General features: G+C 43.5%; 15 protein-coding genes and 1 pseudogene. 8 read left to right on the top strand and 8 right to left on the bottom strand.

Going from position 1 to position 23,567, the window contains the following annotated elements:
- Positions 1-337: 337 nt before the first annotated feature.
- Positions 338-781, bottom strand: coding sequence for a MarR family winged helix-turn-helix transcriptional regulator (locus tag IDJ76_RS09930; RefSeq protein WP_191163142.1), 444 nt, complete (start codon positions 779-781; stop codon positions 338-340).
- Between the two features lie 75 nt (positions 782-856).
- Here IDJ76_RS09930 and IDJ76_RS09925 point away from each other — a divergent pair, with 75 nt between their 5' ends.
- From IDJ76_RS09925 to IDJ76_RS21220, 8 genes and pseudogenes are all read left to right on the top strand, one after another.
- Positions 857-1,492, top strand: a complete 636-nt coding sequence (locus IDJ76_RS09925; RefSeq protein WP_191163141.1) for a flavin reductase family protein — start codon at positions 857-859, stop codon at positions 1,490-1,492.
- A 4-nt stretch (positions 1,493-1,496) separates the two neighbouring features.
- Positions 1,497-1,886 carry a GlcG/HbpS family heme-binding protein gene (locus IDJ76_RS09920; RefSeq protein ID WP_191163140.1) on the top strand — a complete coding sequence of 130 codons (390 nt, stop codon included), beginning with the start codon at positions 1,497-1,499 and terminating at the stop codon, positions 1,884-1,886.
- Between the two features lie 447 nt (positions 1,887-2,333).
- A complete protein-coding gene (locus tag IDJ76_RS09915; RefSeq protein WP_191163139.1) occupies positions 2,334-3,386 on the top strand; it encodes a hypothetical protein in 1,053 nt (350 codons plus the stop codon).
- A gap of 494 nt (positions 3,387-3,880) precedes the next feature.
- Positions 3,881-4,519, top strand: a pseudogene (locus IDJ76_RS09910) (S8 family serine peptidase).
- Positions 4,520-4,735: 216 nt separating this feature from the next.
- Positions 4,736-6,337, top strand: a complete 1,602-nt coding sequence (locus IDJ76_RS09900; RefSeq protein WP_191163138.1) for a S8 family serine peptidase — start codon at positions 4,736-4,738, stop codon at positions 6,335-6,337.
- Positions 6,338-7,518: 1,181 nt separating this feature from the next.
- Complete coding sequence (locus IDJ76_RS20975; RefSeq protein WP_191163137.1) at positions 7,519-8,031, top strand: hypothetical protein; 513 nt, start codon at positions 7,519-7,521, stop codon at positions 8,029-8,031.
- Positions 7,941-9,428, top strand: coding sequence for a prolyl oligopeptidase family serine peptidase (locus IDJ76_RS21145; protein ID WP_317173960.1), 1,488 nt, complete (start codon positions 7,941-7,943; stop codon positions 9,426-9,428). The genes IDJ76_RS20975 and IDJ76_RS21145 overlap by 91 nt, the downstream gene beginning before the upstream one ends.
- A gap of 1 nt (position 9,429) precedes the next feature.
- Positions 9,430-9,654, top strand: a complete 225-nt coding sequence (locus tag IDJ76_RS21220) for a prolyl oligopeptidase family serine peptidase (RefSeq protein ID WP_191163135.1) — start codon at positions 9,430-9,432, stop codon at positions 9,652-9,654.
- Positions 9,655-10,182: 528 nt separating this feature from the next.
- On the opposite strand, the gene IDJ76_RS09880 is transcribed toward IDJ76_RS21220, so the two are convergent.
- From IDJ76_RS09880 to IDJ76_RS09850, 7 genes are all read right to left on the bottom strand, one after another.
- Complete coding sequence (locus tag IDJ76_RS09880; protein WP_191163134.1) at positions 10,183-11,643, bottom strand: glycoside hydrolase family 28 protein; 1,461 nt, start codon at positions 11,641-11,643, stop codon at positions 10,183-10,185.
- Positions 11,644-11,652: 9 nt separating this feature from the next.
- Positions 11,653-13,947, bottom strand: a complete 2,295-nt coding sequence (locus IDJ76_RS09875; RefSeq protein WP_191163133.1) for a GH92 family glycosyl hydrolase — start codon at positions 13,945-13,947, stop codon at positions 11,653-11,655.
- Positions 13,948-14,161: 214 nt separating this feature from the next.
- Positions 14,162-15,679, bottom strand: coding sequence for a glycoside hydrolase family 28 protein (locus IDJ76_RS09870; protein ID WP_191163132.1), 1,518 nt, complete (start codon positions 15,677-15,679; stop codon positions 14,162-14,164).
- Position 15,680: 1 nt separating this feature from the next.
- The gene (locus IDJ76_RS09865) at positions 15,681-17,255 is read right to left on the bottom strand and encodes a GH39 family glycosyl hydrolase (RefSeq protein WP_191163131.1); all 1,575 of its coding nucleotides are present in this window, start codon (positions 17,253-17,255) and stop codon (positions 15,681-15,683) included.
- 59 nt (positions 17,256-17,314) lie between these two features.
- Complete coding sequence (locus tag IDJ76_RS09860) at positions 17,315-19,018, bottom strand: RagB/SusD family nutrient uptake outer membrane protein (protein ID WP_191163130.1); 1,704 nt, start codon at positions 19,016-19,018, stop codon at positions 17,315-17,317.
- 25 nt (positions 19,019-19,043) lie between these two features.
- Entirely contained in the window at positions 19,044-22,127 is a 3,084-nt protein-coding gene (locus tag IDJ76_RS09855; RefSeq protein ID WP_191163129.1) for a SusC/RagA family TonB-linked outer membrane protein, read from the bottom strand.
- Positions 22,128-22,332: 205 nt separating this feature from the next.
- Entirely contained in the window at positions 22,333-23,328 is a 996-nt protein-coding gene (locus tag IDJ76_RS09850; RefSeq protein ID WP_191163128.1) for a LacI family DNA-binding transcriptional regulator, read from the bottom strand.
- Between the last annotated feature and the right edge of the window lie 239 nt (positions 23,329-23,567).

Genomic DNA, 23,567 nt, shown 5'->3' with positions numbered 1-23,567 from the left:
GTAAAGAAAAGAGGTTATATGCTTTGTAACTTTTAAATTCAATTAAATATTTCTATCAATAAAATAATCATCAGGTAGTTGAGGAAACAATTATTAGAATGTTGGCCGATGAACAGGTAGGCAGATCTGGCGCAATAGTTATCGAAATTAAAGTTTGAAGAATTGATTGTAAAAAGTACCGACGCGACGGCTGCAAATATCATTAACTCTTTACATAGCTTAGCAAAAAAAGCTTTTGCTAAGACAAACGAAGTTAACAGTTATGTTGCTGAAATAATAAAATAAGCAAATTCTGTATCTTTGATTTTAATTGGCAGGATTTCCCGACTATAATAACTCAAATATTTTTAAATCTTCCCTCTACAAAGTCAAGCAAATTATCAAGTGTACCATTAAATTCATCGAACTTGTTAATTCCTAAAACATGACCCAGTTTTTTTTCGAGTTCATAGCTTATTGTATTTAAGTAAGTTATAAACTTTTTTCCTTTGTCAGAAAGGGTCAATATTTTGATCCTTGCATCTGTTGATTGTTCTTCCGCGCTGACTATATATCCTAATTGAAGAAGTTCGTTAGTCAGACGGTTCATACTTTGTTTGGTCATATCTGCACACGCTGCAAGCTGATTGTTGTTAAAATCGGCTTCAGCCAATTTTATTAGAGCTTGCAAATGTCCCATCTTAATAGCTGTATAGCCGTCTGATGCCCAGCGATGTTCACTAAGAGCCGTCATCAGACGGGTCAACTTATGCAGTTTTGCTGCCAAATTTTGATGTTCCATAATTATTTATCAAATATAGTAAGTGCTATTGACTAAGTAGTCAGCATTGCTTACCTTTGTTTTAAATTTACTATTATGATAGAGATTAACCCTTCAGATATTTCTGTAGAAGCCCGATATAAATTATTAACGGGCAGTATCACACCGAGGCCGATAGGTGTTATTAGTACAATTTCGGCGAATGGAATAACTAATTTCGCACCATTCTCCTATTTCAATATTGCAGGCCATGCGCCAATGGCAGTTTCATTCGCCGTTGCCGGGCCAAAGCCTGACGGGACTGAAAAAGATACGCTGCGAAACGCCAAATTACCGGATGATGGCGGTACCGGTGAGTTTGTAGCCCACATTGCTACCGAATCGTTCGCGACAGCTATGGCTAAATCCGCTTTTCCGCTAACGGAGGATCAATCAGAATTTTATTTCACCGGCTTAACAGCAGTAACAGCCAAAATGATAAGGGCTCCACGGATTAAAGAGGCCCCTATTGCATTTGAGTGTAAAACGATCCAAGTTGTAACGATAGGCAGGTCAAGGTTAATTATCGGTGAGATTTTATATATGCACTTTGCAGAGCAGATACTGCAAGACAACTATCGCGTCGATTATCAGGCCTTAAAAGCTATAGGCCGTATGGCAGGTTCCCGGTATTGCAAAACCACAGACGTATTTGAGATAAAGGACGAAAAGTTTTTCCCGGGTAATAACTAAGCACATGAATCAAGAACTCATCAATCAATTATTGCACCGCGCGCTTGATGAAGCGGGGCGGTTAAACATTGCCATTACAGTTTCGGTAGTAGACAATGGAGGCCATTTGGTCGCTTTGTTAAGACAGGAAAATTGCAGTTATTTCGGCATAGCCGCAAGCAGGAAGAAAGCAGTGACTGCTTCACAATTAAAATTACCAAGCCATGTATTAAATGGTGTTATTAAGCAGTTTCCTGAGCTTCAAAGATCATTGGATCATAATAACGACATAGAATTATTGCCTGGAGGATTTCCGGTTGTGATAAACAGTATCGTCATTGGCGGATTAGGTATATCAGGGGGAAACTTTGATCAGGATAGGATAATTGGAGAATATGCAATAAAGGTAATTTAAAATCTAACGAAGCTGATTTATAGTTGCTCGGCTTTACCAATCGTTATCGGTGTAAGTCAGCAACGATTGAAATGCCGGTTTTATCGCCGAAAGTCTGCGGTGATACTTTTGTAAACTTCCCTTACTTCATTACGAAACCGTATGACCGCTGGATAGCCTAAGGTCAGTCTAAAACTGCCAACATTTTTTTAGTATACAACTGGATACCATTGGGAGGGGGCTGGGCATTCGTGCATACTCGGTAAATGAGGGATAGTCCTATTTTATCTTGCGCCAAAGGAGATGCGGTTATGAACGGATAGTGCTTTCGAATGCTATTTATAACGAGGCTGATTAGTCACAAATTCAAATAATCGGCATTTGGCTGCTAATTTTTACTTTTTTGTACTTAATATTATCTCACATCGTTAATACTTCAACTGCCAAGATTTTAATTTGCTTTATTACATGAAAAAGTTCCTTTTCTTGATTTTGCCTGCATGGGCACTTTTTGGTTTATCTTCATTTCATAACGTCCCTAATAATTTTCTAGGAAATGGTCAGCAACCGCAGGTAAGTGTTGACACAAAAGGGATCGTAAGGGTGGTATTCGGCTCGGCCGATCAGATCTTTTGTGCCACTTCCACTAATCATGGCGTATCGTTTGGCAAACCGTTGCTTGTTGCCAAAGTTCCGGAAATGCATCTGGGTATGTCTAGGGGCCCGCAGCTCGCCAGCTCTCAGAATTACTCAGTGATCACTGCAATGGACAAAACCGGGAACATCCATTGGTACCAACTCAATCATGCTAATGCTAAATGGAAATCTATGGGTGTTGTAAATGACCTGACAGATTCAGCACCCGAGGGACTGATGAATATTGCAGGTGACAATAAAGATAATTTCTATGCGGTTTGGCTGGACACCAGGGCAGGAAACCATAACCAGATCTATTTTTCATCGTTGACCGAGAAAGCGCCGAAGTGGTCAAAAAACATCATGGCTTACCAATCACCCGACCAGCACGTCTGTGAATGTTGCAGGCCAAGCATTGCTGTTAAGGGAACAAGTGTAGCGCTGATGTTCAGGAACTGGCTGGACGGTTCAAGAGACCTTTATGTAACCCGTTCATCCGATCAGGGAAAAACTTTTTCTCCGGCAGTCAAAATGGGTATGGATACATGGAAACTGAACGGCTGCCCGATGGATGGCGGCGGCCTGCACATTAGCCCGTCAAATGCGGTACAGACTGTATGGCAGCGTAAGGGAGAAATTTTTTATGCCACTCCGGGTAATCCTGAAACGTATATCGCCAAAGGACGCACATGCAGTATCGCCGGCAACGGCGCAAATCCGCTGATAACCTATCAGACCGGCGATACCCTAAATGTCGTTAAATTCCCTCAAAAAGCCTCGATGATGATAGGCACTGGTGGTTTTTTGAAAGCGGCCCAGCTTAATGCCAATACCAACTTTTATGTTTGGGAACAGGATAAACAAATCAAATATCGAAAAATGTAAACTTTTTAAACTTTATAGAAGTAGGCGTGGTTATCTTGATTGCCACAAAGGCATATGACTTGTTCAGGTTTGTCGGCAAGAATCCCTCATAAACTAGTTTAACGCCAGGACTAATATCAAGGCCTTGTGGTCTTTTTTCAGCGTCGAAATAATTCATCAAGATACATACCGCATTTTTTGCCATTATTGGATAAATGCTTTCAAACTATGGAGCATCACGGCCTTATGCTCCAGTTTATCCCCTCCGACACCGCAATAAAAGCATATGCCTACGTTTTGGCACGTATCACATCGAGATTGCAAAAAAAAGACCATACAGCCCTGTTTACCTAGATAAAGGATGACCTGAAACGTTTAGAAGGTATTATAAACGACCTTTATACGGTTAATATAATGATTGAAAACAATGATGCGGGTTATTTTAGAAAGAGAGACCTTCATGATGACCCGTATACCAATATTAAAAAAAATATGGTAGCGGCGTTGTAAAACCCATCCGGCCAGAATACTCTCACGGCATTGGCTGTGCCAGAATAATATGTGCAATACGTAGCAATAACGTAGGCACCAATGGCATTACAAATGCAGTAATGATCATGCACATCAAGCAATTTGTTGGCGGGGATGAATGGGATAAGGATGTACCTAATGCCATAATCTTTGCGGTTGATAATGGCGCAAAAATTATCAATATGAGCTTCGTTAAGTACCAGTCGCCCCAAATACAATGGGTAGATGAAGCTGTTAAATATTCCGAAATAAAAGGTGTCCTTTTACTAAGCGGTGCAGGCAATGATGATGTTAACACAGATTCAGTAATCAGCTATCCTACTGCTGTATACAACGACGGTAAAAGAGCTTCCAATGTGATCAATGTTGGCGCATCAGGGTATGATTCTTCTTTAGTAGCAGATTTCAGTAACTACGGAAAAGCCAGCGTGGATATATTTGCCCCCCGAGTAAATATAACTACGACGAGTGTTAATAATGAGCTGTAAACAGCAAGCGGCACCAGCTTTTCGGCACCTATAGTTTGCGGCTTAGCAGCGTTTATATGGAGTTATTATCCTATGCTAAATTACAAACAGATAAAATATTGTATTGAAAGATCTGCTACTCCAATAGATACATAGTAATTAAACCAGGTAATGATCAAAAAGTGCCATTCAGAAGTTTAAGCAAGGCAGGCGGAATTGCGAACGCTTACGGTGCTATTGTGATTGCCGAACAAATATCAAAAACAATCAAACAGCAAGGTCGGCCAATTCTTTACTGATTGTTATACTTTGAACTATTTATAAAGCGCTAAACCAATATCTTGGCTAATTCATAAGTTTTAATTCGAAATCATGAGCAAAATAATATTCACCTGCTTTCTGAGCCTAATTACCGTCAACGGTTTAGCACAAGTGCCACCAAAAAACTGGCAGCTGCTGGATTATGGCAATGACAGTATTCATGGTATGAGTGTAAACAAAGCCAGGGTAACTTTATTAAAAAATTTAAGACCAAAGCGAAAAGTGATTGTGGCCATTATTGATATAGGTATGGATGTTTCGCACCCTGCATTTAAAGGCGCTATATGGACTAATCAAAAAGAGATTTCCGGTAATGGCGTGGACGACGATGGTAACGGCTATATCGATGATGTGCACGGGTGGAACTTTGTTGGCGACTGCGAAGCTGAAACTTACGACTGCGTACGGGAATATGTGAAATATAAAAGCATCTATGAAAATTCAACTGATAGCTTAACGCCCAAATACAGGAATTGGAAAGAAATGAAAAAGCAAACTGAAGAAAATTTGGCTTTCCGGAAACGCATTTTTCAAAGAACCGAACCTGCGATTTCCGCATTGAAGCTGCTTAACACTTATTGGATAAATCTTCTACATACAGATTCAATTTATTTAAAGAACATTCTAAATCGAACCGTTTTGGGCAATGCGGATTCGAATATTATAAAGGCTCAGACCTTGGTATTACCCCGTGTTATGTCAAATGATACTGCTAAAAGAAATAAATTAACGCTTCAAGCGGTTATTAAGGGCTACCAATCAGTAGTCGATCGCTACAAGGGCGAATATGAAACGGCTAATACCATTATAGCTCATAATGATGTAACTTGGTTTCGGAAAAAATCTCCCGGGGATGATCCTTTTACCAATGCTAACGTTTACTATGGAAATGCCCGAATGACCGCGGCCATGTCGCATGGTAACGGTGTAGCAGGAATCATTGCTGCATCACAAACTGACGCTTGCATGAAAGGGATTAGTGACTGGGTAGAAATTATGCCGATTCAGATAGTAACGCCAAAAGTGATAGGTGAAGAACGAGATAAAGATGTTGCTAACGCCATTCGATACGCGGTAAATAATGGGGCAAAAATTATCAATATCAGTTTAGGAAAGCAAACTTCGCCGCAAAAAGAATTGGTGGATAACGCCGTTCGGTATGCAGCCTCTAAAGGGGTATTAATATTTGCCGCTGCAGGTAATGACGCAACAGACAATGACTCAATTATTAATTACCCTTCTTCTGTGTTTGCAAACGGGACAAGGGCTAACAATTTGTTTACGGTTGGTGCCACTACTTATGGTGACGGTCTTGTTTGGCGGCATAGTAACTTTGGCAAAAAAACTGTTGACTTTTTCGCACCTGGAGATGATATTTATTCTACCGCATTTCATGGCAATTACAACAGAGATTCGGGTACAAGTTATGCTTCCCCTACAGCAGCTGGCCTTGCTGCCCTAATCTGGAATTACTATCCGCAATTGGACTTTAAGCAGGTTATGTTATGCATAGAACGATCCGTATTGTGGTCGGAAACTTCAGTCACTAAACCAGGCACAGATGAAAAAGTACCATTTAAACAGTTAAGTCGCACTGGCGGTATAATTAACGCATATAATGCGCTTGCTATAGCTAACAAAATGCATAAATAGCCTTAAAATATGCCACATCATATGTCTTGGTTGAAAAAACGTCCATCCCCAAACTGGGCTCGAACCAGTTAAATAACCTGTGTTAAAATTTTTAATTCTTGAATGAGTTCCAAGGAGCTACATTTTAACAAAAGATGATTAATTGCAATAAGACAGTAGAGAGATACGACCCAATTATTGGAGCAATATGAATAAATTTTTCATTAATGGCACTCGGTAAATCGAATGAGGTTCAACTAGTATTTCGACAAAATTTAGGGTTGAGAAAGATTATAAATGGATAATTGATGCCAAAGAAAGTCAAGGGCACGATATATTTCCTATAAGATAAATAGTATAACAAGGAATGCTATAGTTTATTCAGTCGAAGGATTTTTCTTCATCCGTGAAAGTTTGTTTCAAGAAATCTTGAAGCAGTACCCAAAGGGTAATGGACGTGTTATAAAAAGACGTTTGAAATATATTTTTTAGTTAACTCTCGAAATTTATTTTTAAAGAATAATGTTGGAATGATTAAAGTAACCTGTTCAGCAATTTAGCTTATAAAACAGTAAAAGCACTTTTAATATAAGATAATATTGGTTAGTGGGCCTCTAAGTTACTTGGGGGCTTTTTTGCCTAATTGGCACTATACTATGTCAAAGCCTCCATTCAATCATTAAAACTACTTGCTTACTCATTGATTTAAAAACACTCCTTTTACTGTTATAAGTTTGCTAAACATCATAACAAACTCATGATAACAGTAAAACTTATAACAACAGCATTAGCTATCACGCTCTTCGCGCTCTCGTTCATTTACTGCAAATAAGACAGTGTACCGCCTAAGGATAATAAACATTGCTTATCGGGTTTTGGAATTGGATGATAATAATGTGAAAATTGGTTTACACAGATATCAATTAGGCTTTAGTACACATTAAAGCGCTATCGATTTCGGCGCTGCTGATGGAAGATATACAAGTGAAATCCTGCAACGTGTACTTTTTTATTTCCTGAATGAAGCGGGCTAACTAAGCGAAAGTAATCATGCCTAATGCATTCGCTTCTCAACCTCTTCTTTGTATAAATGCAAGCAAATATTATTCAATATAATTCGAATCGTTACATCTATATCAAATTTACACATCTTTATATACTGTATATCAACAATATATTTAGTCAACCTTAAATCTTCGATTATGAAAAAGCTAATGGTGTTTTTTTTAGCCCTAATGGTGCAATCTCAGATTTATGCACAAATTCCCGCATCTCCAAAGAAGCCGATAAAAGACACCTATTTCGGGATGCAGGTAACAGATAATTATCGCTGGCTGGAGGACACAAAAGATACCGTCGTAAAGACATGGTTCAAAGCACAGGCTGACTATACTAACACACTATTAGACAAGATCCCGGGCAGGGATAGCCTGATCAAAACATTCGAAACTTCTAACCTGCTTAAACCATACAACATCAACTTTGTAGGCAAGAAAGGCGGGAGGTATTTTTATAAGAAAACACTACCTGCTGAAAACGTAGGAAAGTTATATTACCGGGTTGGCGAGAACGGAAAAGAAATCTTGTTGTATGACCCACTACCTGTTGGAGGCAAACCTATTCTATTAATTATTTCTTACCCAGTGAAGATGGCAAAAAGATCGCTATCGGCATCTCTGTCAGCGGTTCGGAAACTTCGACGATCTACATCATGAATGTTGATACCAAAAAGCTGTACCCCGAAAAGATCTTTCCTTCCTGGTTTGGCGTGAGCGGGTGGACACCTGATGATAAAGGTTTTATTTACACGGCTCAAAATAGTGCTGATGTAACGGCGATGAGTTCTATGTTAGACACCCGCGCAATGTATCATACCGTTGGCACAAAGGTGATCACAGATCAACTATTATTCAGCCGGAAAAATGACCCAAAGCTGGCCATCAAGCCCGAAGACCTTTGCCTGATCTATTATTCCGAGGATATGAAATATATCTATGCTATACTGGGTGGTGTCAACCGCGATAATAATATGTTTTATGCCCCTGCCGCCAACCTTTTAAAACCCCGGATCGGATGGAAACGGCTGGTAAAAAAAGTAGACCAGGTTACGGACCTGTTTAATCGCGGTGATGATGTCTATATGCTCACCTACGCAGGTGCTACCCGCTTTAAGATCACCAAAACAAACGTCAATCACCTGGATGTAGCTAATGCTGAAACAATTATTCCTGAACAATCTGCCAAGATCAGCAATATATCACGTGGCAAAGACTTTTTTTACTACACCAGGAATGATGGGATAAATTCCAGAGCTTTTCAGTACAACTTTGAACGCGGCAAAGTGGAAGAAATAAGTCTACCAGTAAGCGGGCAGGCCAAGATCATGCCGATGGACGTCACAAGTAATGAGGTTCTTATTATGGTTACCTCTTGGAAACAGCCTTTTACCATTTATAGTTACAACCCATTAACCGGTATATGCAAACTTTCGGGATGGACGCCGAAGACCGATTATCCCGAGGTAGCTGATATTGTGGTAGAAGAATTAGAGATTAAAAGCCATGACGGTACGATGGTGCCGCTAACCATATTGTACAACAAAAATGTTAAGAAGGACGGAAACGCCATTTGTTATATGACCGGTTATGGTGCTTATGGTTCATCTGGTGACCCGTACTTTAGCACCTATAATTTGGCGTTAATCAATAAAGGAGTGATTGTTGCCGAAACACACGTACGCGGCGGCAGCGAAAAAGGTGAAAGCTGGTACAAGGCCGGATATAAAGTCACCAAACCTAATACCTGGAAGGATTTTATAGCCTCCGGTGAATATCTGATCAACAATCACTATACCAGCGCCAGTCACCTAATTGGAGAAGGTACAAGTGCAGGCGGCATCCTTATTGGCCGGGCAATTACTGAACGTCCGGATCTTTTCGCTGCCGCAATTAGCAATGTAAGCTGTAGTAATGCCTTGCGTATGGAAAACTCACCCAACGGACAAAATAACACAAAGGAGTTTGGCACAGTAAAAGATTCTATTGAAGCCAAAGCACTGTACGAAATGGATGCATTTCAGCATGTGAAGGAAGGAACGGCCTACCTGCGGTAATTTGCGTAGGAGGAATTATGACCCGCGCGTCATTGTATGGCAACCCGGCAAGTTCGCGGCCGCCTTGCAGACTGCGACTTCATCTAAAAAGCCTGTTTTACTTGCGGTAAACTATGACAACGGGCATTTTACCGAAAATAAGCAGATTGCTTTCCGCAATTTTGCCAACATGTTTTCCTTTGCTTTATGGCAAGCAGGTCATCCCGCTTTCCAACCAAATAGGTAGATAATTACGTCGCCCATGATTGGTAAATTATTGCATTACTTTTGTTTAGAAAGTGACAGCGACGCCAAGTTGGATTCGAACCATGATTATATAGTAGCAAAGATCCTCAAATCGTTAATCGAACGGTTCGACTTTAGTCCTTTTCCCGCTATCGACTTAGCTAGACCGAGCAGGACTCGAATTACTAATCATTTAATGTTCCCAATTTCTTCAATTCTGTGAGAAAATGGTTCGAAAATAATCCAATGGGGTTCACAAAGACCACCCAACAGGTCGTCAGTTAAACAAAAAAGGCGCATTAAAAAATGCGTCTTTTTTGTTTAACTATTTTTTCGGCCATTTTCATAAACCAACAAATCACTTCAAATAGAAGCATTTCATTCTAACTGCTACAATATTTAAAGCTGTTGATATTCAACGACTGCCGTCAACAGCGATCTTCGAGCAATAAAGTATAATCTATAATAACGTCCAGCCAGCTCATAAATTGGTATTACGCCGCGGCGTTTTAAGCTTACAACGTTAGTATTATTGAACAATTTTTAACACGTTGGGAAGAGCCGCTTCGCCATCAAGCCCGGTTACTTTTAAATTGTTAATCCCGTGCGCTTCCAATACGTGTGCGAAATACGACGGCCTGTTTACGCCCCATTTTACCGATGAGTTACGAATGGTTATATCTGTAGCCTGGTCCAGGTAAAAACCGGATGTACGCCCTTTGATAAGCCCCTCCACATTGGCCGGGCGGCGGTCATATACTCCCCCCGGGTTATTGGTGGTTTTGTTTAATTGCAGGTCTACGTTATCAAAATAGATCCCTGTTATCTTATCCGCGGTTTCGCCACTTAAGTAAATGCCATTCTCACTCTGGCACTTAATATTGCTAAAGTAGATGTTGTTTACCCTGCCTACCCTACCCTTACTTTCGCCAGGTGGCAGCCTCCAGCCGGCATCCTTGTTGTTGGTGGTTGCCCTGGTATAAGCGGTTACATAAATTGGCTCGGCTTTGCCCCACCACACGTCCGAGAACAGGTGCGCGTCAATCAGGATATTGGAAAACACCACATCGCTTACCGTACCCTCATCCCTGTTTTGGATACCCAGGCCACGGTTACTATTTTTAATGATGCAGTTATTGATAAGTACATGGCTTATGCTATCCATATTTTCTGAACCTATCTTGATAGCGCATGAACTGGATGTCATAGTGCAGTTGCTTACTACAATATTGGTACAGGCACCATACTCCTGATACTCGCGCCTGTTTTTGAGGCAGATACAATCGTCGCCCGATTCGATATAGCAATCACTGATGCGCACGTTCTTGCTGTGGTCAAGGTCTATCCCATCGCTGTTGCGCACCTTGATGCTGTTTAAAAGGGTAATACCGTTTATCACCACGTCGTTACAGCCCACCAGGTGGATGGTCCAGTAAGCCGAATTGCGGATCACCAGGTCGCGGATGCGTAACTGCTTACAATTAATGAGTGTTAACAGGTGCGGGCGCGGGTCCACTACGTTAAAGGGTTTCAATTCATACGAGTCGCCCAGTTCCTTACCCATAAATGTAATGCCATTACCATCAATGGTGCCGCCGCCGCAAAGGGTAACGCCCTCCAGGTCCTTGCCGCCTATCCAGATAGTACCCTCCCCCTTATTGGCACGAAAAGCACTTTCGGTATACAGTTTCTCATCTGGGCTTGCCAATAGGGTAGCATCGGCGGCTACCTCAAACTGGACGTGCGAACGGAGATTAAACGGCCCCGCAAGGTAAATGCCCGCACCTGGTACCAGCACCTTACCGCCCCCGGCGCGCCAGCAGGCATCAATAGCTTTTTGCAGAGCAAGGGCATTATTGGTACGCCCGTCGGCCTTCGCACCGTATTGAGTAATATCAAACACCCGCTGCACCGGGTTAGCCAAAGCAGCAAAGTTGATGGCCAGCGCGGTACATAAAACAATGGTATAAAGGTATTTTTTGGGCTGCATAAGTTGTGTTCAACGGTTAGGTGACAGGCTTTGCGGCCTGTCTGTAGGTTTATTGCCCCAAACCAGGGAAGGTTGATCTTGCAGATAAAGATCCAAAGTACCGCCTTTGATCACATCACTATATTGGATATAATTTTTGGAATAGTCTGCACCATTCAGTTTAACCTTAACAATGTATATTGAGTTTTTTGATTGCTTGTGGCATACGGTAATCAGCCTTTTATTACCAGCCAAATTAATTACAGCCTTATCGAATATTGGCGAGCAAAGTAAATACTGCCCCGATACCGGATTGAGTGGGTAAAAGCCCATCGCTGCAAACATATACCAGGCCGACATTTGGCCGGCATCATCATTACCGCCCAAACCGCCGGGGCCATCGCTGTACTCATTTTGTAATATGGTGCGCACTTCGCGCTGTGTTTTCCAGCTACTGGCCGTGTAATTGTACATGAAGGGGATCTGGTGCCCCGGCTCATTACCGTGCCAATACTCGTTCTTTATGAAGATACTATCCAGCGCATTTTCCATTTGCTTCGCCCCGCCCATCAAAGCGGAAAGCCCGGCTACATCATGCGGTACATAAAAGGTGTATTGCCTTGGTGTGCCTTCTGTAATATAGGTTTGTTTCTTATCGGCGTTAAAAGGGCTTAGCCATACACCGCTTGAAAGCCGCGCCCTTACCGATCTCACAGCGGGATCAAACACATTCTTGTAGTTCATGGCCCGCTTTTGCAATATGTTGTGATCGGATTGCCGCCCAAGCTTTTGCGACAGGAGCGACAGGGCATAATCGTCGTACGCGTACTCCAGCGTTCGGCTCACCTGCTCCATTTTATGAAAGGCATCCTTCACACTATCTTCCTGCGGGATATAGCCATACTTTATATAGCTATTTAGAGCGCGGCGGCCCTTACCTTCTACATAGTCTTCTTTTTTTTCAGGCTGGTCAAACGCGTTGCGCCGCATCAGTTTGTAGGCAAGCAATTCGTTTTTATGACTGATACCCTTTAGATAGGCCGAGGTAAGGATTGACGTGGTATGATCGCCTATCATTTCTGACGTATAACTATTCCAACAGGGGAAGATAGGCAACCAACCCCCCTGTGTACCTTTCAAAATTAACGATTGCACCAGGTTGTTAACTAGTTTGGGCTGCAGAATTTCTAAAAGGGGTATCTGTGCACGGTAAATATCCCAAAGCGAAAAATCATCATAATAATTACCACCGGATAACTTACCCAGTTTATGATCTGAAGAAAATAAGGGATAGGTGCCATCGACATCATTATAAAGGCGTGGGTGCTGCAGAGCATGGTAAAACGACGTATAAAAAATGCGCTTGTCAACTTCTTTACTGGTAGTAACTTCTATCTGTTTTAACGCCTGCTGCCAAACTGCTTTGCATTGTGCAACACTATTTTCAAAATTCCAGCCGGATATTTCTGCCTCCAGGTTTTTACGTGCACCTGCTACACTGCTAAATGACGTACCCACACTAACCCGCACCTTATCGCCTTTGGCTACCTTCAGGCCAATATAAACCCCTATATCCTTTCCTGATGATATACTACTGCCCGACAGGATACTATTTCCCGAGAATGTACCGTAACGGACCAGTTTCCTGTTAATCTTAATTACAAAATAACCGTTAAAACCGGCAGACTTCCCCCAACCCTGGTAAATGCGGTGCACCGGGTTATAGCCGTAGATCTCGCCGCGCTTTTCATCTACCTTAATAAAGCCCTGCCCAAAGTCACTATTAGGTGTTAGCAACAAGTACAGGCTATCGGCAGCGGCGGCAGTAAACTGCATGATACCACAACGCGGTGTAGATGTAACCTCTGCAGTTAATTTGGCCTCAGGTAGGTTTACCCGGTAAAGATAAGGCGTAGCCAATTCATCCGAATGCTTAAACTCGACGGTTTTTTTGCTCACATTTAACTTACCCATACGCGGCATAACGGTTAAGCTGCCATAATCCTGCATGCAGGAGCCACTTATCCAGTGCGTGGCCCTGAAACCGTAAAACAAGTTGTCTTTATAGTAATAAGGCGGTATACATTTCTTTTCGGCAGCCTGCGTTTGTGCCGTCCACTGGGTCATAGCAAGGGGGGTACAAACCGATGGAATGGTGTTGGCAAAATTAGCTTCGACCGAACCATGTTTTAATGCCGACGGCGTTGTGCTGGTAGCCGTACCCGCCAGAGGGTTCACATACTTTACAAGATTGGACTCCTGTGCTAATGCGGTGCAGGTGACCAACAGAAAGGTACAGAAAAGAAAAACTTGTTTTTCGAGCATTAGGGTTTAACTATAATTTAACGGTAGCTGGTAAATGCTGCTTATCAGGCCTCAAGTGATGGTTTCTACTCTGATAACACAGGCATTTTATGCTTTTTAGAACATAGGTTGTAACGGTTAAATTTAATAACAATACTTTGTTTGATAGATTAAAGTTGGTTAAAAAATCGCTCCTTATTAATTGACGGTTATATCTACCAAACCTTTATTTCAGCTATTGCATTTTAATCATCGTTTTAAGATCGCCGGGCAAATCCATTTTTTGCATGGACATTCCAGTGACGTTATTTAAAATGATCGCCGGCGTTTGGTTCACCGTGGGGATGCTTATCTTTTGAAGTTTTAAACCCTTCACATCATCAAAAACGCAGGCCGGCCTAAAATCAACCTTATCTACCGTCAGCTTCAAATTTTTTATGGTGATGCCCGCTGCGTGGCGCACATAAAGGCCCCAGCCGGGCAATTCGCCAAACATGGTAAATTCCGGATAACCGGCTACATTTTCTGTTACAGATGCTAAGTTATCGATTTTTACTTCAGCAATATCGCGGCTTGCGCCGCCCGCGTAATTAATTTCAATGTTTTCTAATACAACATCCTCAACCGGATGGCCCGGTATGCCTGTTATTGATGACGGCACAACGTTATGCGGCGGCACCTTGGGCGGCGGGCCCTCCACAGGATAACCTATATCGGGCTTGCCCGCTGGGATATCTGCCCTTACATTACCAATATAAACATGTTTGAGCGTGCTGTATCTATCATTGGTGTTGCGGTGCCCCAGCCTTAAAAAGATCGCGTTCCCTACGTTGGTCGCCTTTACATCGCGGATATCGATATCCTCCAGCACCGCACCGTCTACACTCTCCAGCGCAATTGCCGACCGGTAGGTGTTGTAAACTGTTAAGTTTTTAACCTTGATGTGCCTGAAACCGCCTATTGAGCCCGTGCCCAATTTAAACCCGCTGGCGCTTGACCGCAAGATGCAATTCTCTACCACCACATTCTCGCACGCGGCAAGCGGGTCTTCTGATTTCAGGCAGATGGCATCGTCTGCCGCGTTAAAGGTGCTGTTAATGATCCTTACATTCTTACTGTCTGTAATATCTATCCCATCATTGTTCCAGTAAGCAGTACTTTGCACCAGCATGCTATCTATCAATACGTTATCACACTTATTGTAGTTTTGCACCCAGCCGGATGCATCTTTCAGGGTGATACCTGTTACCTTAATATTTTGGCAATTATCAAATGAAAGGATAACCGGCCTGTTCTTTTCAGTGGGCCTTTTCACCTTCCATTGCGGGTCGGTAATTTCTCCTTTACTTAACAGATAAAGTACATTTTCTACCAATTCACGCCCCTGCCCGTTTATAACACCTGTACCAGTAATAGCAATATTTTGTTGCCCACCCGCATAGATTAAAGCCAGCGGGCCGCTCTTAGGGTAATCCATCCGGTTGGCCGAGCCTAAAAGTATGGCATTGTCGGCTAAATGCAATTCCACGCCCGACCGTAACTGGAAGGGGCCGGTAACAAAATTACCATCGGGAATCAATACCCTGCCGCCGCCCGCGTTGTGTGCGGCATCAACAGCCTGCTGTATGGCCTTTGTATTTTTAAAATGCTTATCGGCCTTTGCGCCATAGGTAAGTATGTTGTAATCCTTTTTTTGTGCGGTCGCGCTAAGCGTTATCAATCCTAAAAGGGTTATCAGTAGGGATGGCCTCATCTTATTTATGCGTTAGCTTTAAAAAATACACGTCGTTTTGCCTCATCTCAAATTCACCCTGCCAGGCACCATTCTTTACCACAACATCCTGTTGCAAAACAGGACTGCCGTTGGCCAGTTTTTTAAGCTGATTTTCCTGCGTTAAAGAAACATTGCCCGGCGCGCCCATTTCCAGGTAGGCCGAGTATGGATCATTTTGATGATAGCCAATGCGGTAAACCTGCAATTGATAATTACCGTTGGGTACAGATTTGAACTGCAATTTAACTTTTTCGATAATTTTTGCGGGTAAAAGTTTGCTGTAAAAGCGTTGGTTATAGCTGCTATCGGGCGACAGAAGTTTATAATCCCAAACCAAAGCCTGCACGTTGCCCGTTTTATCCTTACAAACCCAAGCGGATGAATCAGGTACGGCAAGCTCAGTATCGCCCAGTTCATTTAAATATTTGTATGCAAAAAACGATGGCTTAAGGATGCCCTGTAAATTGATGAGCCCGAACCCGCCATGAAACGATGTTACCGGTGGCCCTGCTTCCTCAAAAATATCAGTAAAAGTCCAGTATGACATGGAGTTGACCAGCCCTTCGGTTTTCTTTAAGGTATTAAGCAAAAAGGTAGCGTTCTGGTAAGTGTCATGCAACGGGTCTTTAGGGTTGGGTGACGAGTTCCATTCGGTAATATGGATCTCTGCCTTTTTAAAAGCCGAATTCCGTACATCCCAGTTCAGTTTGCGGATGGCGATAGGGATGCCGTCGGGCTCGCGCATTTGGGTAGTTCTTTTACCATACTCATCAAATACCGATTTGGTACCATAGGCATGGGTCGAAATAAAATCCACCAATGCTGGGTACTTTTCAAAACGCTCCAGCGCGTCCTTGATCCAGGTACTGCCGGATGTAGCCGGACCCCCAACTCTGTAACTGGTCGATACCCCTTTTATGGCCTTTGAAGTAACCTCATACAATTTGAAGTAATCATCGATTGTGCCAGAGAAGAATTGTTTAAGATTGGGTTCGTTCCACACCTCAAAGTACCATTGCTCCACTTCTGCCCTACCGTAACGGGCCTCGAAATGTTTAACTAACGCGGTAACCAGTGCTGCCCATTTATCGTAAGATTTTGGTGTGCTAATGTTTCCCTTCCACCAAAAAACGGTCTGATCGTTCTCGGCCAAAGCCGGGGGCATAAAACCAAGCTCAACAAAGGGCCTTACCTTCGTCTTCAGCAAAAAATCATACAACTGGTCTACGTACTGCCAGTTATAAATAGGGTTGCCTGCGCTGTCTTCTGTGTAGACATGCATATCGTCGCTTAACAGGCCATGAAACCTGATGTACTTAAAACCGATGGCATTTTTAGCGGTGACCAGCTGCTGCTGCCATTGCGCCCGTAAACCTTCGGCCGCGCGGCCGGCACCCACGCATTGCTGGTATGCTTTATTTCGGCTGCCCTTTACGTTGTTCAGATCAGCATGGATAACGCGGACACTATCTGCCCGCCCCGCAGATGCCTGCAAGCGCCCGGCAGTGAAACAAATTGCTAAACAAACGAGGATAATAACTTTTACTTTACTCATAAACTATTTATAAAGCACCTCTGCGCTTGGCAGAGGTGCTTTTATCAAAACATTAACTATTAATACCCTGCGTTTTGCGGAAAACTGCCCCTGTTCAAGTCAATTTGTGATTGGGGTAGCGGCCTTAATAAAAATTTAGCATCTAAAACGGTTTTACCCGCTGATGCAGCCTTCAGCTCGTCGTTATAGATCAGCGGCCTGGTCAGTAATTTATTAGAATTGATGTTGCCGATGGTTTCGTAAACACGTTTCAATTCGTACCATCTAAACTCCTCGCCTACCAGTTCCCTTGCACGCTCATCTAAAATTGCGTCAAGTGTGAGTGTACCGGTGTAAAGCAGGTCTGCCGCGTATGCCGCGCCGGTTAGCGGGTTAGTACCTGTTTTGGCAGCACGTGCGCGGATGGTGTTGAACCTGGCCAAAGCCTGGCCCTGGTTGCCAAGTTTCACATAAGCCTCGGCTGCTATCAGGTAAGTTTCGGCCAGGCGGAATACGTAGGTGTCCCTTGCACCGGCATTTTCTGCATAGGTGGTTACAAACGGGTCGCGGAATTTTTTAAACTGCGGATAATTGCGCGCACCCGCCAGGAACGGCGAATTACGGTACTCATCTGGGTTGATAACTATATACTTGCGCTGCGACTTCTGCAACGCTGTAAAGGCAAACGGCGGGTAGTAAAGCAGCGTATCGCCAACGGCATAGTTTTTACCCGCAAAAGAACCGGCAACTTGTGTAAGTACGCCATCAAAAACAGTCGCGGCAAAGCGGCTGTCGCTTGTTCGGTTAAATAAACTGAAAAAATAAGGGTCGGGCGCTACTGCGTTCAATGTTTTACCATAGAATGTGCTGCGGCCTACCAGCGGGGTATTCTGGGTATCCCATAAAAACCACTGATGTAAGCTATTTCCCGCACCATTGGTTAATGCATTGGTGCTATATTGAACAGAAAAGATCACCTCGTTGTTAGCCTGAAAACCGGTAATAGCCGGATCGAAAAGGTCGGAAAATTTTGGTTTGAGGGCGTAGGTTCCGGAGTTGATAAGGGCATCGGCCACCGTGGCTGCTTGCTGGAAATCGTCTGTAGCGGCATAGCTTTTGTAGCCGCGTGTCAAATAAACCTTAGCCAGTAAATGCTGTGCAAACCCTTTGGTAACACGACCAAAATCTGGCGTGGTTGTGGGTAACACAGCAATTGCATCATTCAAGTCCTTTAACACCTGCACATAAACATCCTTTTCTGGTGTGCGGCTAAAGGCTAATGTTACACCGGTAGTACGCGTTGTTACTAGGGGCACATCTCCAAAGGTTTCTACCAGCAAGTAATAATACCAGGCACGCAATGCCTTTGCTTCGGCTACGCGGGTGTTAACAATGTTTAAATCGCCATCGGTTACCTGGGTAGCCCAGTAAATGGTATTGTTGGCTATGTTGATGGCGTTATACAGCTGTTTATAAAAGCTATCCGTATCCCCTAATGATGAATTTAGCAGGCTATTATACAAATTAAGTGCGTTGTTATCATTGATACCCGGCGTACTATATACATCTGTACCGATATTAAAAAAACCAGGGAAACTAATGATTCCCCTTAGTGTAGCATAATTTGATTTGGCCAGATCCTGGTAGCCTGCATTGGTATTGTAATAGGTTTCGGCAGTGCGGTTACCCGGGTTATATTCGTCGGTATACTTTTTACAGCTTGTTATACCGGTCAATAGCATGCTAATGCCGATAATTATATATGTCTTATTAAGATATTTCATATTGATTTCGTAAAAATTAATTTGATTATAGGGTTAAGTTAACGCCCAGTATAAAGGTACGGGTGCGGAAATCCTGGTTCAGGAACGAACTTCCGTCAGGATTCTCGGGGTCCCAGCCAACAAATTTTGTAAATACAAAGGGGTTAAAGGCATTTACATAAACCCTAAGCCCTGCTATCTTAACCTTATTTAATAAATTTTTAGGTACGGTATACCCCAGGGTAATGTTGCTTATCTTGGTGTAAGATGTGTTTTGGAACTGTGCTGCAGTACGCGCGTCGCCATCGGTTTCGCGGGCGGTGTTGGCCCAGGTGTTGCTTGGGTTGGTTGGCGTCCAGTAGTTCCTGTCGAAGGCGCCAAAACGGGCACGGCCCTGATCGCCATTCATTACCTGCTCTAGGAAAACGCTGTTTTGGAAGGTTCCCTGGCGGGTGTAAAGCGTAAAACTAAAATCCACATTGGCAAAGTTGATAGTATTGGTTAAACCGCCAAACCAGTTAGGGATATCGCTGCCCAGTATCTGCCTGTCGTATGAGTCAATTTTGCCATCGGGTACACCGGCCGGGCCGCTAAAATCCTGGATCTTGTATTGCCCCGGGATGCGGTTAAAAGCTTTCGCCTGGTCGGCCTCTTCATTTTGCCAAACGCCGATGATCTTGTAGCGGTAAACAACCCTTGCCTTTTGGCCAATGAACCGGGCGTTACCGATATCATCCTTACCATCGCCATAAAGTTCCAAAATCCTGTTCTGGTTGGCAGAGAAGTTGATGTTGGTTGTCCAGCTAAACTTAGAGGTACGTACGTTAACCGTATTCAGCCCAACTTCAATACCCTTGTTACCCACCGAACCTAAATTGGTAGTGGTAGCGTTGTAACCATTTGCTGCCGGGATCTGTTGGGATAAGATGCTCCCTTTTGATTTTTTGCTGTACAGATCTAACTGCAAACCAATGCGGCTGTTGAACAATTGCATATCCAAACCTAAGTTGTATTCGTCTGTTTTTTCCCAGGTTAAATTCTGGTTGCCAAAATTGGGTGAAAAACCATTCGCTCCCGCCCCGTTAAAATCATATAGGGTTTGGTTAAGGGTAGATTGCGTGCCGTAGGGTTGTAAGAACGCGCTGATGGCCGCGTTACCTGATTTACCGTAGCTTAGCCTTAACTTTAATAGGTTAATAGCACGTATATCTTTAACAAACTCTTCTTCGCTCACTATCCACGCAGCTGCTGCAGACGGGAACCAGCCGCGTTGTTTACCCGGCGCGAACAAGGAGTTTACATCTGTACGGATGGTACCGGTAAGTAAATAACGGTTATTGAACGTGTAATTAGCCCTTCCGTAAAACGACGCGATGGTTTGTTTGCTGTAACCGCTGCCTACGCTAATAATTGGTGCGATACCATTAACCGTAGTAGCTGATTGCAGGTTATACCATAAAGAGCGGAAAGGAAGGCCCTGTACAGAGTTTGAACTAAAATCCTGCTGGTGGTATTCAAAAGTATTACCAAGCGTCACATCAAATTTATGCTTGCCAAATTCGTTGTTGTAAGTGATCAGGTTGTCCCACGTGTAGTTAACCCACTGGTTGGAGCTGGTCGACGCGCTATTGGGCCGGGTACCCAGCTGCTGTTTAGAGAGCATATCGTTATACTGCCCCTGGCGCTGAAAGGTAATATCCGGGCTAAAAGAGCTACGCAGTTTAAGGCCTTTTATTACGTTAGCTTCACCGTAGATATTGGGAAGAACATGCAGGTATTGCTGCTGCCTGATCTCGTTTTCGGGCTCAAATAACGGGTTAGTGATCTGCGTTTCGCCTTCATAGGTGAAGAAGCGTTTATTGCCCGCAGCATCGTAAGCACTGCCTGTAGGCCTTAACCGGTAAGCACTGCGGAAGATCTCGCCACTGCCGGGGCGGATATCTGCAAAGGTAGAATATACCGATGCGCCTACCTTAAAGGTATTGTTAATGTTTTTGTCCAAACCGGCCTTCAGGGTGTATTTTTTTGTGCTCTCGCCTTGTACGGTGCCCTGGTATAACTGGTAGCCTGCCCCCACAAAGTAGGTGGTTTTTTCGTCGCCGCCCGAGACAGAAAGATTGTGATTAGATGAAACACCGTTCCTTTTGATCAGGTTGATCCAGTTGGTGTATTTACCTGCCGCAATATTGCTGAGCTCGGTAGCAGAAAATATTTTATCGTCGGTAACGGGCGTTGTAGGCAACGGTGTACCGTTACGGATAGCGGTAGCCTGCGCCAGTTCATTATAATAATCACGGGCATAGTTTACAAAGGTTGGCCCGTCCATATCCGGCGGCAGGTTGTACGGGTTAACGATACCGGTGTAGCCGTCATATACTATCTTTACGCTGCCTTTGCTGCCCCGTTTAGTAGTTACCAGCACCACGCCGTTTGCACCGCGCGAACCGTAGATAGCCGTAGAGGAAGCATCTTTCAGTACATCTATTCGCTCGATGTCGGCCGGGTTCAAGTCATTCACCGGGTTAGTTGCCGACCCATTTTGGGCGACCGCTATCCCATCAATAACATATAAGGGCTGGGTGCTGCCCGTGATAGAATTAGCCCCGCGGATCTCGATGGAAAAATCGGACCCGGGCTTGCCCGATGAGCGTTTGATATCTACGCCCGGTAACCGGCCCTGCATGGCTTCCTGTGTGCCGGTTGCCCTTGCTTTAACGATCTCGTCGGCCTGGAGGGAATTGACCGTTCCCGTAAGGTCTATCTTTTTCTTGGTACCGTAGCCTATTACCACTACTTCCTGTAAGTTTTGGTTACTTTCCTTTAACACGATACTGATCTGCTGCTGGCCGGATACTGTTACTTCCTGCGGATCGAACCCTACCATGCTGATCTTTAATACTGACGAATTGCCCGCGGTAATGGAGAATTTTCCTTCAACATTGGTTGCTGTAGACACGGTTGTGCCTTTTACTAAAACGGTAACGCCGGGGATTGACACGCCCTTTGCGTCTTTCACGACCCCTCTTACCAGGGATTGCCCCTGCACTTGCGAAAAGCAGAGAAGGGTTAGTAACGAGAGGATGCCGCAAAGCAGTTTTCCCCCCAGATAGTTAAGTCTAAGTTTACTCATAAATTGGGTTTTATAATTGGTTTATAATAATTGGTTCAAAATGGACCCCCGAATTACTGTCAATAGTACATTTAAAATATTCGGCGCAGACAGCGACAGGTTTATTGGTTGAAATTGTGCATTTTATTATATCAATACGTTAAAAGGATGAAGTTTTTTTACTTAATCGTTTAAGTAAAAAACTTTTATACCTATTTATAAATAGTTATCGGGTAGACATTCTTTTAAAAAGTTGCGCTTTCACCACTTTGCTTTCTGCTTCATAATTACTATTTTTCAACACCTTGAATAGCATAGTGGCGGCCTCTTTACCCATTTCAAATGCCTGTTGCGTAATTGTTGTAAGTGACGGATTGAGCAGCGCGGCACAATCCAGGTTGGAGAAACTGATGATCTTGATATCGCCCGGTATATCAACACCCAGGTCGTTACAAATATGATAGCATATTTTTGCCAGTTTTTCTATAGATGATACGATGCCATCTGGTTTCACGTTTTTTACGAGATGAAATAGCTTAGCGTAATTATCATCTCTGTTATTTGTGCAATCTACCACCAGTTCCTGCCTAAAGGGTACGCCAAATTGCTGCAGAGCGCCCAAATAACCTTTAAAACGCTGGTTGCCATTATCAAGCGTTTGCAGCGCGGCCAGGTAAGCTACATTACGGCAGCCACCATCTAACAGGTGTTTAGTAGCCTCAAAAGCGCTGTCGTAATCATTATTAGTAACATGTAATAGGCTGCCCTCGTAGGTACGGTCAAAAAACACTGTAGGCAGCTTCTGCTGGATCTCGTCCAGGTGCGAAAAATTGGCCCCGTCAAAAGATATAGAGATGAGCAGGCCGTCAACACAGCGCCCTAATACATCATTAATAAAAAAAGCTTCCCGCTCGCTGCTGTCATGGCTCAGATAGATGAGCAGGTGGTACCCTTTCTGGCGCGCTGCTTCCTCTATCCCGTTAATGGCCTGGCCAAAAAAGTTGTCGGCTATCTCCGGCAGTATCACGGCTATTGTATTACTCTTTTGCCTGCGCAAGCCGCTGGCAAAGGGATTTGGGCGATAATTAAGTGATTTGGCCAATTCAAAAACACGTGCCTTCGTACTGTTGCTAATCTCGTGGCTATCACGCAGGGCCTTCGATATGGTAGCGGTTGAAACATTTAATGTTTCTGCAAGATGTTTTATCGTTATCTCTCCCATCTTAGTTTACCACCCGGTATCATCCAGATCCATGGCTCAAAAAAGCGGCGAATAATAGCCGCCGATTAGCACAAAGGATCTATCCCTTCGGGTTTAATTTTAAAGGTATAAATTATATTGAGGGGCTTTTATGGAAAAGCCTAATTGGTTTATCAATCAAATATATAATATAGCCCGTAAAGCCAATCTACCCTTTTTGACATATGAGTTATACTTTTTGATACAAAAGCATAATGGGA

Source organism: Mucilaginibacter glaciei (genome assembly GCF_014773245.1).
Taxonomy (GTDB): domain Bacteria; phylum Bacteroidota; class Bacteroidia; order Sphingobacteriales; family Sphingobacteriaceae; genus Mucilaginibacter; species Mucilaginibacter glaciei.
Note: the sequence above shows the minus strand (reverse complement) of the source record. Positions and strands in the feature narration are given on the sequence as shown.